At 64.1% G+C, this 14,759-nt stretch carries 9 protein-coding genes and 1 pseudogene; 2 read left to right on the plus strand and 8 right to left on the minus strand.

Annotated elements, in window-relative coordinates; all coding sequences use genetic code 11:
* The coding region (locus NKG59_RS19670; RefSeq protein ID WP_248137186.1) for an IS3 family transposase at positions 1–109 on the plus strand (109 nt) is incomplete at its 5' end.
* A 184-nt stretch (positions 110–293) separates the two neighbouring features.
* Here the strand turns inward: NKG59_RS19670 and NKG59_RS19675 are convergent.
* The 3 genes and pseudogenes from NKG59_RS19675 to NKG59_RS19685 all read right to left on the minus strand — a co-directional run.
* Positions 294–881, minus strand: a pseudogene (locus NKG59_RS19675) (TetR/AcrR family transcriptional regulator); the annotation flags it as partial.
* 6 nt (positions 882–887) lie between these two features.
* Positions 888–3,371 (minus strand): flavin-containing monooxygenase, encoded by a 2,484-nt coding sequence (locus NKG59_RS19680; protein ID WP_253540152.1) that lies wholly within the window; start codon positions 3,369–3,371, stop codon positions 888–890.
* Positions 3,358–5,040: a GMC family oxidoreductase gene (locus NKG59_RS19685; RefSeq protein ID WP_253540154.1), complete on the minus strand. Its 1,683-nt coding sequence runs from the start codon at positions 5,038–5,040 to the stop codon at positions 3,358–3,360. Before NKG59_RS19685 ends, NKG59_RS19680 begins: the two co-directional genes overlap by 14 nt.
* A gap of 249 nt (positions 5,041–5,289) precedes the next feature.
* On the opposite strand from NKG59_RS19685, the gene NKG59_RS19690 reads away from it, so the two are divergent.
* Positions 5,290–6,342, plus strand: coding sequence for an AraC family transcriptional regulator (locus NKG59_RS19690; RefSeq protein ID WP_253540942.1), 1,053 nt, complete (start codon positions 5,290–5,292; stop codon positions 6,340–6,342).
* Positions 6,343–6,405: 63 nt separating this feature from the next.
* Here the strand turns inward: NKG59_RS19690 and cysC are convergent, their stop codons facing one another.
* The 5 genes from cysC to NKG59_RS19715 all read right to left on the minus strand — a co-directional run bounded on the left by cysC (position 6,406) and on the right by NKG59_RS19715 (position 14,580).
* Positions 6,406–6,963, minus strand: a complete 558-nt coding sequence (gene cysC, locus NKG59_RS19695; RefSeq protein WP_253540157.1) for an adenylyl-sulfate kinase — start codon at positions 6,961–6,963, stop codon at positions 6,406–6,408.
* A 10-nt stretch (positions 6,964–6,973) separates the two neighbouring features.
* Positions 6,974–7,798 carry an alpha/beta hydrolase gene (locus NKG59_RS19700; RefSeq protein ID WP_253540159.1) on the minus strand — a complete coding sequence of 275 codons (825 nt, stop codon included), beginning with the start codon at positions 7,796–7,798 and terminating at the stop codon, positions 6,974–6,976.
* A gap of 38 nt (positions 7,799–7,836) precedes the next feature.
* Positions 7,837–9,000, minus strand: a complete 1,164-nt coding sequence (locus NKG59_RS19705; RefSeq protein WP_253540162.1) for a glycosyltransferase family 9 protein — start codon at positions 8,998–9,000, stop codon at positions 7,837–7,839.
* Positions 8,997–11,084 carry a tetratricopeptide repeat-containing sulfotransferase family protein gene (locus NKG59_RS19710; RefSeq protein ID WP_253540165.1) on the minus strand — a complete coding sequence of 696 codons (2,088 nt, stop codon included), beginning with the start codon at positions 11,082–11,084 and terminating at the stop codon, positions 8,997–8,999. Before NKG59_RS19710 ends, NKG59_RS19705 begins: the two co-directional genes overlap by 4 nt.
* Positions 11,085–11,304: 220 nt before the next feature.
* Positions 11,305–14,580 carry an autotransporter outer membrane beta-barrel domain-containing protein gene (locus NKG59_RS19715; protein WP_253540168.1) on the minus strand — a complete coding sequence of 1,092 codons (3,276 nt, stop codon included), beginning with the start codon at positions 14,578–14,580 and terminating at the stop codon, positions 11,305–11,307.
* Positions 14,581–14,759: the final 179 nt, after the last annotated feature.

Here is a 14,759-nt window from a genome sequence, read left to right on the forward strand (position 1 = left end):
CAACTACATCGAGATGTTTTACAACCCAACACGGCGTCATTCGAGCGCCAACGGTCTATCACCGGTAGAGTTCGAACAACGCCATTCCCAACGGCTCGCGGGTGTCTAGGAAAGCCGGGGCGATTCAACCGCGCAATATCGGGCTGCTTCGATGATGCTGGTGAGACTGACGCGTCGACCTCGCGCGCGCGCCGTGCACAGTCCAACGCTGCTGCGCAGGCGTCGTCCGGCGGTGTCTCTAGAAACGGCCGCAACAATGCCAGTATCTGGTCGCGTGCCTTGTGAATCGCGTGCGTCATAGGGTTCCGGTCATTGAATTGCCTAGCGTTATGTAGGAACTGGAATGAAAGCCAATACGTCGCCACGATGACCGCGCAGCGGCAAGCCGTTTCCAGTTGAGCCAGGCGCGGCCCACCCTGATGCTCAGATCGGTCTACGCAGAGCGCGGCACTCAGAGCGTGCACGCTTTGGTCGATCAATTCCTTGAACCCTTGCTCAAGCATCCGGCTTGATGCAATCAGCCCATTCATGTCCCGGTAAAGAAACCGATATTCCCAGACGCAATCGAGAACCTTGAGCAGGCGTTCGGATAGGCGCTCGCCCGACAGGGCGCCGCCCGGACGACCACGGAGTTGCGCCTGCATGTCGCGTTTGAAGCGATCGAAGAGATGCATCACGACCGCTTCCTTGCCGCGAAAGTAGTAGTAAAAATGGCCGGGGCTCATGTCGAGCCCCGCACAGAGGCCGGTTGTCGTGACGCCCGCCACACCGACCTCGTTAAAGGCCTTCAAGGCGTAAGCCACGATCCGCTCGCGTGTCTGGCTTGCTTGGTCACCGGAAATCAGTGCGCCTTGTCGCGGCTTCGGTGTGATACGCCCCATGCCTGGTCATCCAAGCGGCGGCACGTCGGCACGTGCGACGCTTGCCCCGCTCGCTATCCGCTCTCGGGCAAAATCTGCGAGCGTGCGCAGGGCCTCAACTGCGGAGCGCAGATAAAACGATTGAAGGTGAAACACATGCCAGCGCGCGGCGTGGACTTCGATGCGGCACGGCACGCCGCAGCCCGCAGCGTGGTCCGCCAGCCGGGTAGCATCCGATCGCAGCACTTCGTGTTCGCCAACTTGGATCAGCATGGGCGGGAGGCCACGCAAATCCACCTTGAGCGGCGTGTGCTCGGCAGCTCCGGCGGGTGCCTGATACCAGCGCAGTCCTTGCTCGAGCCAGCCGCGGCGGATCATCGGATCGTGGGTCCGCTGAGACACCAGCGTGTCGCCGCTCAACGTGGCATCGGTCACGGGTGAGATCAGCAGCAGGCCTGCAGGAGCGGCATCGCCGCGCTCCCGCAGTGCAAGCGCCAGTGCCAGGGCCAGTGCGCCACCTGCAGAATCGCCCGCGACGACGATCTTCTCAGCGGCATAGCCCTGGCTGCGCAGCGCGTCGTAGCACGCCAGCGCATCGTGCAGCGCAGCAGGGTACGGGTGCTCAGGCGCAAGCCGGTAGTTGGGCACGCAGACCGGCATGCCCGATTCCACCGCCAGGCGGGTCGTGATGCTGCGGTGCGTGCCGGGGCCTCCCAGGCAAAAGGCACCGCCATGCAGGTAGAGCATGGCGCCGTCGGTCTCGCCGAGCTTGGGCGCTACGACTTCCACCGGCACGTTGCTCACCAAGTTCCGGTAGCGGATCACCCCGCGCGCACCCGGCATAAGCGGGGAAAGCAGGCGCACGACGCTGCGCTGCACGGCAACACCAAAAGGCGGGCCGATGAGCGAGCGAAAACCGATGCGCAGGAAGTTCCGCAGGAACCATGCGTTGGCCGCCTCCCACCACCCTGGCGGTTCGGCCACGGCAACGCCATCGGTCGGCCCCACCGGTCCTGGCAGCGCTCGCGTCAGGCGGTATGCCTGCAGGCTCGAAAACCGGGTCAGCCAGCGGTAGGTCAGCGTAAAGCCGGGCCAATTGGTGCTGTTGTGCCCGCTTGCATCCACGTACCAGCTCTTGCACCCGCTCCAGACGGTTTTCGCCAGGCGCTGCTGAATGTGCGCATTGAAACGCCGGTAGCGGCGCGCATCCGTTTCGATACTGGTCGTATGGGTTGCCGTCATCGCTTTGCAGCAGCGGATGACGTGGGCGATCTGGCTCTCCAGCATGTAGACGATGGAGTTGTGCCCAAGATTCGTGTTCGGTCCGTACAACATGAAGAAGTTGGGGAAGCCCGGCACAGTCAAGCCAAGGTATGCCTCTGCCCCCCGTCGCCAGGCATCGTTCAGGTCCAGACCCGCGCGCCCGGTAATCCGCATGGGCGAGAGGAATTCAGTGGCGGCAAAGCCTGTGCCGTAGATGATGGCGTCGACCTGGTGGTGCGTGCCGTCAACGGTTTCGATGCCTTCGGGGGTCACCCTGCGGATGCCTTCGGTGACCAGGTGAACGTTGGGCTTGCTCATGGCCGCGAGGTATTCGCTTGAGAGCAGGATGCGCTTGCAGCCGATTGGATAGTCGGGCTGGAGCTTGGCGCGCAGCGCGGCATCGGGAACCTGTTTTGAGAGTAGCCGCCGGAACGGCACGCCCACCGCCAGTCGCATGAGCCCCTTGAAGCGCGTAAACGCCAGCGCGCGAGATTCATAGCGCGTGTAGATCATGGCGCGGTGCAGCTTCATCGTCCATGGCAGCGCGCGGAACACTGCCTTCTCCCAAGGCCGATAGGCGCGATCGGGGCGAGGCATGATGTAGGCCGGCGAGCGCTGGAAGACCGTGAGTTGCTGCACGGCATCTGCGATGGCCGGCACGAACTGGATGGCCGAAGCGCCCGTTCCCACCACCGCCACGCGCTTGCCTGACAGCGCGTAGTCGTGATCCCAGTGCGCGGAGTGGAAGGTGTGCCCCTTGAAGGTTTCCATGCCCGGCAACTGCGGGAAGGCGGGGCGGCTCAACTGCCCAGTGCCGCTGATGAGCAGGGTCGCGCTTAGCGTTGTCCCATCCTGTAGCGTGACCCGCCAGACCGAATGCTGTTCGTCATACTGCGCACACGCGACTTCGGCGCCAAACCTGATGTGCGGTTCGACGGCGTATTTGCGCGCGCAATGCTGCAGGTACGCGTGGATTTCCGCTTGAGGCGCAAAGGTGCGCGACCAGTTCGGGTTGGGCTCGAAAGAGAAGGAATACAGGTGTGAGGGCACGTCGCACGCCGCCCCCGGATAACTGTTGTCGCGCCAGACGCCGCCAACGTCGTGTGCCCGCTCCAGGATGACGAAGTCGTGCAGCCCGGCCTGCTTGAACGCCACGGCCATGCCAATGCCGGCAAAGCCCGACCCGATGATGATGGCTGCGTGCGGTGTTGCCGCGTCGGACGGGCGGTTGGGGTTAGCTGAAAGCATGGCTGCTTTCCTCCAAGGCATTGAATTGGGACTGCGCGGGCACGGAGACCGCTTCGCGTGGCGCTGGCTGAACCCGGCTGCGGCCCCGCATCATGTCGACCGCCTTCTCGGCAATCATGATCGTCGGCGCATTGGTGTTGCCGCCGATGAGCGTTGGCATGACTGAGGCATCAACGATGCGTAGCCCCTCCAGACCGCGCACGCGCAGTTGAGGGTCCACGACGGCGTGCGAGTCGTTGCCCATCCGGCATGTGCCGACCGGGTGGTAGACGGTGTCGGTGCGCTGCCGCAGGACCTCGCGAATCTCATCGTCGGTGTTCACGTTGGCGGTGAATACATCCTTCGTGATCCATTCGGCCAGCGCTGGCGCTTGCATCAGCCTGCGCGTGAGCTTGAAGCCCGCCACCATGTCTTCCAGATCCTGCGGTGCCTGGAAGAACGCGGGGTCGATCAGCGGTGCGTCCTGGGGGTTGTTGCTCTGCAGGGTGACGGAGCCGCGGCTGCGCGGACGCAGCAGGCAGACATGGCAAGACAGCCCGTGACCCAGATGAAACGACCGCGCATGGTCGTCTACCAGCGCGACGACAAAATGGAGCTGGATATCGGGCATCGCGAGCCCGGCGCGGGTCTTGAGAAAGCCGCCGCCTTCGGCAAAGTTTGACGTGAGCGCGCCTCGCCGTTCCTGGCGGAAACGTCGGATCTCTTTCAGCATGCGCAGGCCGCCGCCGATCGACACACCCATCGTGTCGAGGCTGCGCGCCCGGTAGCCGAAGATGAAATCCGGATGGTCTTGCAAGTTCTTGCCCACCCCCGGCAGGTGCGCGCGCGTCTGAATGCCGAGGCGTTCCAGTTCATGAGAAGGGCCGATGCCGGAGAGCATCAGCAACTGGGGTGTCTGGAATGCGCCGGCGGCCAGTACCACTTCGCGGCGTGCCCGCACGGTGTGAAGCTGGCCACCTTGCAGCATTTCAACGCCCACGGCCCGGTTGCCCTCGAACAGGATGCGCTGGACTTGCGCATGCGTCTTGACGCTCAGGTTGTCCCGCCGCCCGATGTGCGGCAGCAGGTAGGCGCGTGCTGCGCTCCATCGCTCGCCGTGCTTTTGCGTCACCTGGTAAATGCCGACGCCTTCCTGTTCTGCACCGTTGAAGTCATCCGTCAGTGGCAGCCCCGCTTGGCGTGCGGCTTCCAAGTAGCGGGCCTGGAAGGGGTTGTCAGAGCGCAGGTCGCTGACCCAGAGCGGACCATCCCGGCCATGCCATGCGTTGTCGAGCCGCTCGTTGTGCTCGCTGAGCCGGAAATACGGCAGCACGTCTTCATATGACCAACCGACATTGCCGCGCGCGGCCCAGTCGTCGTAGTCATTGCGATGCCCGCGTATGTAGACCATCGCGTTGATCGCCGATGAGCCACCCAGTGCCTTGCCTCGCGGTTGGTATCCCCTGCGCCCACCGAGTCCGGGCTGGGGCACGGTCTCGAATGCCCAGTTGTTGAGCTTGGTCGGCAGCATCGCAACGGCGCCGGTCGGGACATTGATGACGAGTTCGCTGCCGCCACCGCCCGCCTCCAAAACGCAGACCGTCACCTGCGGGTCTTCAGTAAGTCGCCCTGCCACGACGCTGCCGGCGGACCCGCCGCCCACAATGACGTAGTCGAAGATGTTGCCCATGTTGTTGTCTCCACAATGTCTTTTGAGCCAAGCGCTGGGAACCGCCAGCCGCTTGACGATCCGACGTGCGAGGCTGGCGCTGCGGGCTCGGGAAGCGCTGTGTCTTGTCAGGAGCGTGCGGTGCAACACCACCGGGGCGGCATATCGGATGGGCTTGATGTTGCTTCCGGCATGGGAAAACACCAATGGCGCGCGGGGACAACTGTTTTAGTATTTGGGCCAAATGACACGTCCCAAGGGTTTCTCCGTATGCGTTTCTGGGAGTTCACTCGGAGCCCGGCCAGCGCGCGCTTGCTGGTCGATTTCGGGCAGGAGCGCGGGCTTTCGCCGGCAAAGCTGCTGGCCGGCACGCAGCTGTCGCTGGCCCAACTGTCCGACCCGAATATGGAAGTCACGGCGGCGCAAGAGCTGCGCGTGGTCAGCAACCTGCTGCGCCTGTTGAAGCATCCGCCGGGGCTCGGATTGGAGCTGGGGCTGCGCTACCACTTTTCGGCGTATGGGGTGTGGGGCTACGGCCTGATCAGCAGCGCCACGGCGGGCGATGCCATGGCGTTGGCTTTGCGTTTCCTGCCGCTCACCTACGCATTTACGGTGATCACGTATCACGAAGAGGGCCATCTCGCCGTGCTGAGTTTTGGCGAGCCGGAACTCGCCGATGAGGTGAAGCGTTTTGTTGTGGAGCGCGACATGGCCGCCGCCGCGATCTTGCTGAAGGAAATCGGGGGAGACGACTTTGCACTCTCTCGTTTTACGCTCAGGGCCAGCCCTCCGCTCACGCGTGGACCTTCTCCGATGCGCCGGAAGCTCTTCGCCGCGGAGCCGGAATATTCAGCGCACGTCAACAGTCTTGCGTTCGACCGAATATTTCTGAGCCGGCCACTGCCACACGCCAACCCCATCACGGCTTCGATGTGCGAGCAGATGTGCAGCCGTCTCATTGAAGAGCGGCGCCTACGTGTGGGCACTGCGGCAATGATCCGCCATTACTTGAGCGCAGCGCCAGGCAACACGCTCTCTACGCTAAGCAGCATGGCGCGCCTGATGAACACCAGTGAACGCACGCTCAAGCGTCGGCTGCACGATGAAGGCACAACCTTCAGAGCGTTGCTGGCCGAATCACGCGGTGCGATGGCCGAGGCGCTGCTCAAGGAGGGTGAGCTTGCGCTCAGCGAGATCGCGGAGCGGCTTGGCTTCGCCGACTTGTCCACCTTCTCGCAAGCTTTCAAGCGCTGGTATGGCGTGGCGCCCAGTACGATGCGCCGCCAAGGCTTGTCTATCGACGACGAGACGGACCAAGTTTGACCCTACACCGGAATCAGTTCCTCACGGCATTGGCGAACTCGTCCGCCAAACAAGGTTGCGCGCCTACGCGAGGCGCGCCGGGGGCCTGGCGCTTGCGATAGTCATCCCAAGCAACGCCAGTGTGGCTAAGACACATGCCTGCGTCGATTGCCGATCGGTATCAATCGACAACGCCGGAGCCTGTGGCGGCTCATAGATATCGCTGATGCCGGTAAAGCTGGAGATCGCTCCAGCGCGAGCACTCCTGTATAGCCCTTTCGGGTCACGCGCCTCGCACACGGACAGCGGCGTCGCGACATGCACCTCATGAAAGCGCGACGCGCCGACGATCTGTCGGGCACGCTCGCGGTCATCGCGGTAAGGCGAGATCAGGGCGGCAATTGCCCACGTGCCGGTGTTGTTGATTTGCGCACACCATTGCGCCACACGGCGTACGTTCTCGCTGCGATCAGCCCGGGAGAATCCAAGATCCGAGCAGAGCTGCTTACGCACGGCATCACCGTCGAGCACGCGGCACGGCACGCCTTGGGCGGTGAGCGATTCGGCCACGGCCAGGGCCACTGTGGTCTTGCCGGCGGCGCTGAGCCCCGTCAGCCAGAGTGTGGATGGAACCGGCTGCATGCCTTGCTCCTTAGCGTGCTTTGCAGACGGGTGCCAACGGAAGCAGCGCCGGCCATTGCTCGGCCCAATCTCCGCCGTGGTCCAGGCCCGGCACGATGTTGGCCTGTGCACATCGGCCGCCGGTGGCCCGCACAAAACGCTGCGCCACTTCCGGTGGCACCACGGCGTCGTCCGCGCCGCTGAAATGCAGTTGCGGGACCATTGCCACACGCGACGCCGCATCGATCGGGTTCAGCGATTCCGGCATCGCCGAGACGTCGTGCAGGCGGTTGATGAACTCCGTATCGAGGTTGCCGGCCACGGTGCGGATGGATGCGATGTCCGCGCGCCGTGCAGCAACCAGCACGGCCACCGCACCGCCACCTGAATAGCCGACGAGGTGAACGGGCTGGCCAGGCGCCTTTGCTGCGAACCGGCTCACGGCCTCGTTCATCGATGCCACGACTTCCGGTGCGAAGCGCTTGCTGGTCCAGTACGGCACAGCACACAGCGGGTTCAACGCCATCGGGGTGAACTGGCAAGGCCGGGCGAGATACACGACGTTCGGTGCCGGGTCCGCTGCAGCCAGGGCAAGTGCAGTGGCCATGCGCGGGGTCGGATCGGCCGATGGCTCCGTGCGGGAAATCCAGGCCAGGCCATCGCCCTCGATGTAGACAGTGATCGGCTGGTCGGCACGCGTCATCCGCACGAAAGCGGTCAACACGAAGTGCTCCGTCTTTACCTGCTCACGATGCAGTTGGAACGGAGCCGCCAGCGCATCGGCGTGGGCATCGCGGTCCAGCGTCGTGCAGTCGGACAGCAGGCTGCAAAGCACAACCAGAAGCACAGCGAACATCGCAGTCAAAACCTTTGATGTGAGAGGCGACAGAGCGGTCATGCGTGTACGCCCCCGAGTTGTGCCAGCGCCTGCGCCATGGCACCCATGACGCTGCCCCAATCGCCACGAGACGGCTGGCGGAACAGGCGCACGCTCGGGTACCACGGCGTGTCGTTGCGTTCGAGCAGCCAGCGCCAGTCCGGCACGAACGGCAGCATCACCCATGCGGGGCGACCGAGCGCGCCCGCCAGATGCACCGGTGACGAATCCACCGAGATCAGCAGATCGGCCACCGCGAGGATGGCGGCAGTGTCTTCAAAGTCCTGAATCTCGTTGCCGAGCGACACCATCGACATACCGGGCGGTGGCGACGCGGCCTGCTGTGCGGCCGGCCCTTTCTGGATGGCGAGGAACGTGACGTCGGGCCTGCACAACGGTGCGAGGTCCGCCAGCTTCATCGAGCGATTCGCGTCGTTGACGTGCGTGGGCCGCCCGGCCCAGACCAGCGCCACCAGCGGGCGGGGCAACCCGGCCAGACGCGCCTGCCACTTGGCGACGCGTTGCGGGTCCGCCGACAGATACGGGGTGGCACCAGGCAAATCAGACAGCTTCAGGCCCATCACCATCGGCAGGCTCATCAGCTCGCAATGCACGTCGAATGCAGGCGGCAATTGGCCGCGCGCCGTCAGTGCATCAAAGCCTTGGTAACGGCTGGCCAGCGATGCGCTTTCCGCGTTCACCTCCAGGATGACGCGCGCGCCGCTGCGCTCCTTTGCCCAGCGCACCATGCGCAGGAACTGGAACGTATCGCCGTAGCCCTGTTCATCGTGGATTAACAGCGTCTTGCCGGGAATGGGCCGGCCATCCCAGCGCGGACGTTGGACTTTGCGCTCGATGGCCGCGGTGTGCGGCATGCCGTAGCGATGGTGGTACTCGTGCCAGCCGCGCTCAAAATCGCCTTGCAGCAGCAGCGTTTCGGCCAGATTGAAGCGCGCGGTGAGATTGCCGGGCATGTTGGCCACCAGCATCTCTTGAATGGCCTGTGTCTCGGCAATCTTGCCTTGCGGGCGAATCGCGTCGGCCAGCACCTGCCACAAGATCAACGGGCCGGTGCCGGATGCCAACCATGGCCGCACCAGCGCCTCGGCCTCGTTCAGGCGCCCATCGGCCAGCAAGGCGCGGCCCTGACGTTCTATCGTCGCGACATCGACATAATTCATGGCGCGCTCATCCCGAGGGCGGCAAGCAGCGGGCCAAGATGGTTGGCGTACTTCTGCCAGCGTCCCTTGGATGTGGTGTAGATCGGTTGGCGCACCTGGTTGACGCTGGCGGTACGCACTACCCGTTCGTTTGCGTGGAAACGCAGGCAGGCGTCTTCCCAAGGCAGACCGAGGAAGCCCACCAAACGTCTCGCTTCCCCCTCCAGATCATCCACCACACGTTCATAGTCGACTTCGATGAATCGATCGGCCGGCAGGACCTGAGTCCAATGGGCCATCAGCTTCTGATAGTCGGTGTAGAACTCACCAAGCTCCGCCAGATCGTAGGCGAACGGCTGCTCACCGCTGAATTGCTTCGTGTAGCACGATAGGCACGTGTCCACCGGATTGCGCCGGCAATGGATGATGCGGGCACCCGGCAGGATCAGCGGAATCAGCCCCGCATAGATGAAATTGCCCGGCATCTTGTCGATCAGGCGTCGCCGCCCTTGTGCCAACGGTTCGATACGGTTCAGGTAGGTTCGGCCCAGGCGCTGCGTGTCCTCCGGGGTCAGCACCTGCGCGATGTCGGGAAACAGACCGGCGCCCTCCACCACCTGACGCAGCGCTGAAAGCTCGCCCGCGCCCATGACCTGCGAGTGCGACGACAGGATCTGTTCGACCAGCGTGGTGCCCGAGCGCGGCATGCCGATGATGAATACCGGCAGATCCGACTGCGCGCCGGCGCCCGCCAGACGCTCCATCCGCTCGGCTGTGAAGACTTCAGCGATGCGCTCCATCCATTGCTGGGTCGCCGTGGCGTCGTAGCTGAATGTCGAGCGCTTTTGCTGGTTTGCGGTATGCAGGTGCGTGAGGGCGCGCGGCGCGTCCTGCAGGTCCAGATAGGCCTTGCCCAACGCGAAATGCGCCGAGATGCGTTCGTTCAACGGCTTCTGTGCTTCGCTGGCGAACCAGGCTTCGATGGCGCCAACATCCGGATCGTCAGCACGGAATGTCTTGACCTCGGCGCGTGCCGTCAACACACGTATGGAAGCTGGAAATATCGACAGCGCCTGGTCGAAAGCCATCCGAGCCGCGTCCTTCTGACCGGACTCCATCAGGAGCGTGGCGCGCCCGATCAACGCCTCTTCCCGCACCGTGCCGGGCAACGCTGCGGCCTGCTCGAAATGCGCGAGCGCCTCGTCGGTTTTGCCCAGCGCCCGAAGCACCTGCGCCAGTGCATGACGGGCTTCGGCACTACGCGGGGCCAATGTCATCGCTTGCTGCGCGCAAGCGAGGGCGGCGTCCAGGCGTTCAAGTTGCGTCAACGCTTTCGCACGGGCGGTCAAACCAGCGGGATGCTGTGGCGCGAAGGCCTGCAACGCGTCCAGCACCTGGAGCGCAGCGGCATGCCGATGGCGTGTCACCTCCACATCGGCCAGGTTCAAGTAGGCATCGATCAGACGCGGGTTGAGTTCGATGGCCAGACGCGCTTCTGCGGCCGCCCGGTCGTACTGTCCTTGCGAGGTCAGCAGGAAAGCGAGGTTGCTGTGTGCCTCGGCATAGTGCGGGTTCAGCGCCAACGCCTGGCGGTAGTGCTGCTCTGCTTGCCCAAGCCTGTCCAGGCGTCGATAGGTATTGGCCAGATTGTTGTGTGCTTCGGGAGCATCGGGCGTGAGCGCCACAACCCGTTCGAGGCACGCAAGGCTCTGCTCCAGCTTGCCCGCTTCCTGCAGCAGGATGCCGAGGTTGTTCCAACCCGGCACGAGCGATGGGTCCATCGCCACCGCGCGCTGTGCGGCCTCCTCTCCTTCGACCAGCATGCCCTTCTGGCGATACATCTCGGCCAGGTTGCTGAAGTAAATGGCAGGGGCACGCGGCGCCATGCAGGCCTGACGCAGTTGCGCGATGGCCAAGTCAAGGTTGCCGTAGGCGTGGGCCATGAGCCCAAGCAGGTGCAGCGCATCGGCCTGGCCTGGGAATGCCGCCAGCACGCGCTGACAATAGACTTCGGCCTCGGCCGCCTGGCCGGCATTCCAGTGCGCATGCGCACGATCGAGCGCTTCGGGAATGCTGATGGGGTCTGTGTTGGGCGCGCTCGACATGCGGGGCTCCAGAGGGTCGCTTGATGACAGCAAGCGCGTGATCGTACTAGAAGGAAGCACGCACCTTCCCGCAAAAAACGCGCCCTTCGGTATCGCTTTTCTGGCTTAGAGGAACGGGGCGCAGACGCCTGCTCCGAGGCAGGCGGATCGACTGCCCATAAAGCAATGAGCGCGCTTCCCCTTTCGGGAGAGCGCGCCATTGGCACATCACTTCAAGTCATTAGAACAACTGACGCAGTTGCAGACTGCCGGCATGCGACACGTACCCGCTGCCCACTTGCAGCGAGTAGCGCGCGCTGATGCTCAGGTTGTTCGCACGCAGCAACTTGACACCGGCAGACAGCACAGCCGAATCCGTCACAGGGCTGGCACCCAACGACGTGAAGCTGGTCTGGCCCGTCGGGTCTGCTGCAAAGCTGGCTTGCGTCTGAGTGCGCGTGTTGTTGTACTCATGGCGCCATGCGACCTGCAGTTCCGGCACGAGCGTGCCGTACGAGGTTGCGAGCTCGCGCGAGAATTTCACGCCGATGTCGCTGGTGACCGACGTCGTGTGCGACGCGCCCACCGACAGCGCTGCACCATTGCCGCCCGATTCGGTGTAGCCGTTCTGACGCAGGTAGCCATACGTCAGGCTGGCCAGCGGCGTGACCGTGGCCACGGCCGTGGCGAACGGATAGCCGGCTTCGGCGCGGGCCACGTACTGTGTACCGCTGAAGCTGCCGTTGGCGTTGCCCGAGAAGCCGGGGAAGTTGACGGCGCGGGTGGTGTCGTAGTGCTGCTGCACGGCACCGGCCGACAGGTTCGCGTACCACGGGCTGCCCGAGTAGCTGGCGTAGCCCATCAGGCCGAACGAATTCACACGCGTCGAGTTGCCATCGGTGTCGCCCGTGTTGCTGATCTTGGCGTTGCTGTAGCTGAACACACCGCCTGCGCGCCATGCGTCGCTGACCGCGTGATCGACGCCGAACAGCAAGCCGCCGAAGTTGGCGCTGTAGCCGTCCACCTGATCGCGCTGGCCCTGGTGTGCGTGGCCGCCAAATGCCTGGCCCCACACGCCCCATGCCGGAGCCGCTTCACCGGTCGAAACACCGCTCAGACCACCGGCCTGGGCAAGGCGCATGCTGTCGGCATGCGTGGAGATGATGTTGAGCACATCCAGCGTCGGTGCCAGTGCGGCCTGGGCCGTCGACCCCTGCGACACCGGGTTCAGTTGCTTGCCGGCGTGGTTGGCGGCGTCGGTGCTGCCCAGGTTCAGCGCCATCGAGGCGTTGTACAGGTTCAGCAGGCCCGGATCGCTGATGCCCGTGTACTGCGACAGACCCGTGAGCGCCGCTTGGGCGTTCGGCACAGTCGCCGGGCTGGGAACCGGTGCAGGCGCGGGAGCCGGAGCAGGTGCCGGAGCGGGTGCCGGCGTGGGGCTCGTGGTCGGGATCAGATCTGCGCTGACCACGGTCACCACCAGATCGCTGCGGCCGTTGGCTGTAACGTTGGCGCCGGTCAGGACACTGTTGTAGCCGCGAATCCCATACCGCAGCGTGCCTTCGTTGTAGTTGGTGCCGGTGCTGGACGCATCAACGATCACATAACGCTGACCCGCCGCAAACGGATACGGATTGACCTGCGCAAACGAAACGGCCGAACCCGCGGCAAGATTCACTGCACCCGAAACCACCAGTCGACCGTAGCCACTGTCGCCGGTGAGCGAGCCGTTGGTCACCGCACCAGTGTTCACGCCAATCTGCAGCGTACCGGCCGCACTCTGGCTATAGGTGCCGGTAATGGTGATCGGGTTGTTGACTTGCAGGACCGCGCCCGTGTTGCTCACCGCCACCGAACCGGTGGAGGCGGCACCGGCCGTGCGAACGCTGGCCGGGTTGATGGGAGAGGGGAGCACGACACCGATGTTGTCATTCAGCACCAGGTTGCCCGAGCCGAATACGACGCCCGCGCTGGGGCTGACGATGCTACCGATCGTTCCGCCAAAGCCGGTCAGGGTGCCGAATGTCGTGCCCGTGCCGCCATTGATGGTCAGATCTTGAGGGCTCCCGTTCGTGATATTGCCGGCAATCACGCCTGAGTTGGTGATCGGGCCGATCGACCCGGCGTTGTTGATGGCATTGCCAGCGCCGGTGATGGTGCCGCTGTTGTCCAGCGCGCCGATCGTCCCGCCGTTGAGAATGCCGGCGACAAATGGCATGGAGCCCACTGTGCCACCGCTGATCGTTCCGCGGTTGACCAGCGCGCCGATCGTGCTGGTGTTGTACAGGCCCGGGGCGCGACCGCTGATCACACCGCTGTTGGTCAGCGAGTTGATCGTTCCTTCGTTGCTGACGCCGACACCGCCGCCGCTAATGCTGCCGCTATTGGTGAGCGAACCGATCGAGCCCCCGTTGAAAACGCCGGCATTCTGGGGACCGGTGCCCGAGGGGAGGCCAAGAATGGTGCCGCTGTTGCTCAGCGTCTGGATCGTGCCGAAATTGTTGATACCTTCGATGCCACCGCTAATGAGGCCGCTCGCGTTGTTGGTCAACCCGATGATCGTACCGCCGTAGTTTGTGACGCCAACGGAGTTGGCACTGGTACCACTGATGGTGCCGCTGTTCGTCAACGTACCGATCGCGGCACTGTTGAGGATGCCGTTCACACCACCTTGGACAATGCCGCTCGCAGCGTTGTTCAGCGTGGTGATCGCACCGCTGTTGGAAATGCCTAAGCCGCTACCCGTACCCGCGCCATTGGTGCCGGTTCCGTTGGTGCCGCCGGTTCCGCTGATGATGCCGGTGTTGCTGAGCGAGACGATGGTCCCTTGGTTCTGAATGCCGAAGCCGTTGCCGCCGACGCCGCCGGCAGCGCCCGTACCGCCAGCGCCACCGTTGCCACCCTGGCCAAGGATGGTGCCGCCGTTGTTCAGCGTCGTGATTAGGGCGCTGTTGATCAGGCCCGTGCCGCTACCGCCAGCGCCACCTACACCGCCGGGCAGACCAGAACCGCCGGCGCCGCCGTTACCGCCGACGCCCATGATCGTGCCGTTGTTGTTCAGCGTGGTGATGTTGCTTGCCGCCAGACCAAACGCGTTTTCGCCCCCACTCCCTGCCCCGCCGGGCCCCGGCATTGGCGGCATGGGAGGCGGCATTATGATTCCGCCGGCCTTGCCGTTGCCCCCCGCCTGGCCGATCGCACCGATAACGCCGCCGGCCGCGTTGTTCAACGTATCGATCGAGCCACCGTAAGAGGAAATTCCGGCATTGCTCCCGACGATCGAGCCGCTGTTGCTGAGCGTGCCGAGCGTGCCATCGGTCCCCAGCGCAGTGCCAGCGCTTGAAACGCTGCCGCTGCTGGTTACCGTGTAGTTGCCGGCGCCCCAGAACTGCGAGGTGGTGAGCGCAGTGCTGACAGTCGTATCGGCCGCAGCGATGGCCGGGACCATGCTGGAGAGCGCAGCCGCGATTGCCAGCGCCAAGGTGCTCTGTTTAGGAAACTGATTGCGTTGAGCCATTGTTTTCGTACCTGAGATAGGCGGTTGAACGGCCAATTCGAGCGGCGCCCCGCCACAGGTGTTGAGGCTCAAGGTCTGCCTGTCGGTTTCCCCCGAGCCTCAACACTGTGCGGTTTGCTTGCGTCGAACGACTTCCCCGTTTCGCAATCCGGTACGTTCCGGCAAATGGCGCTGTTATG

Source organism: Ralstonia chuxiongensis, assembly GCF_024158925.1.
In the GTDB taxonomy this organism is placed as follows: Bacteria; Pseudomonadota; Gammaproteobacteria; order Burkholderiales; family Burkholderiaceae; genus Ralstonia; species Ralstonia chuxiongensis.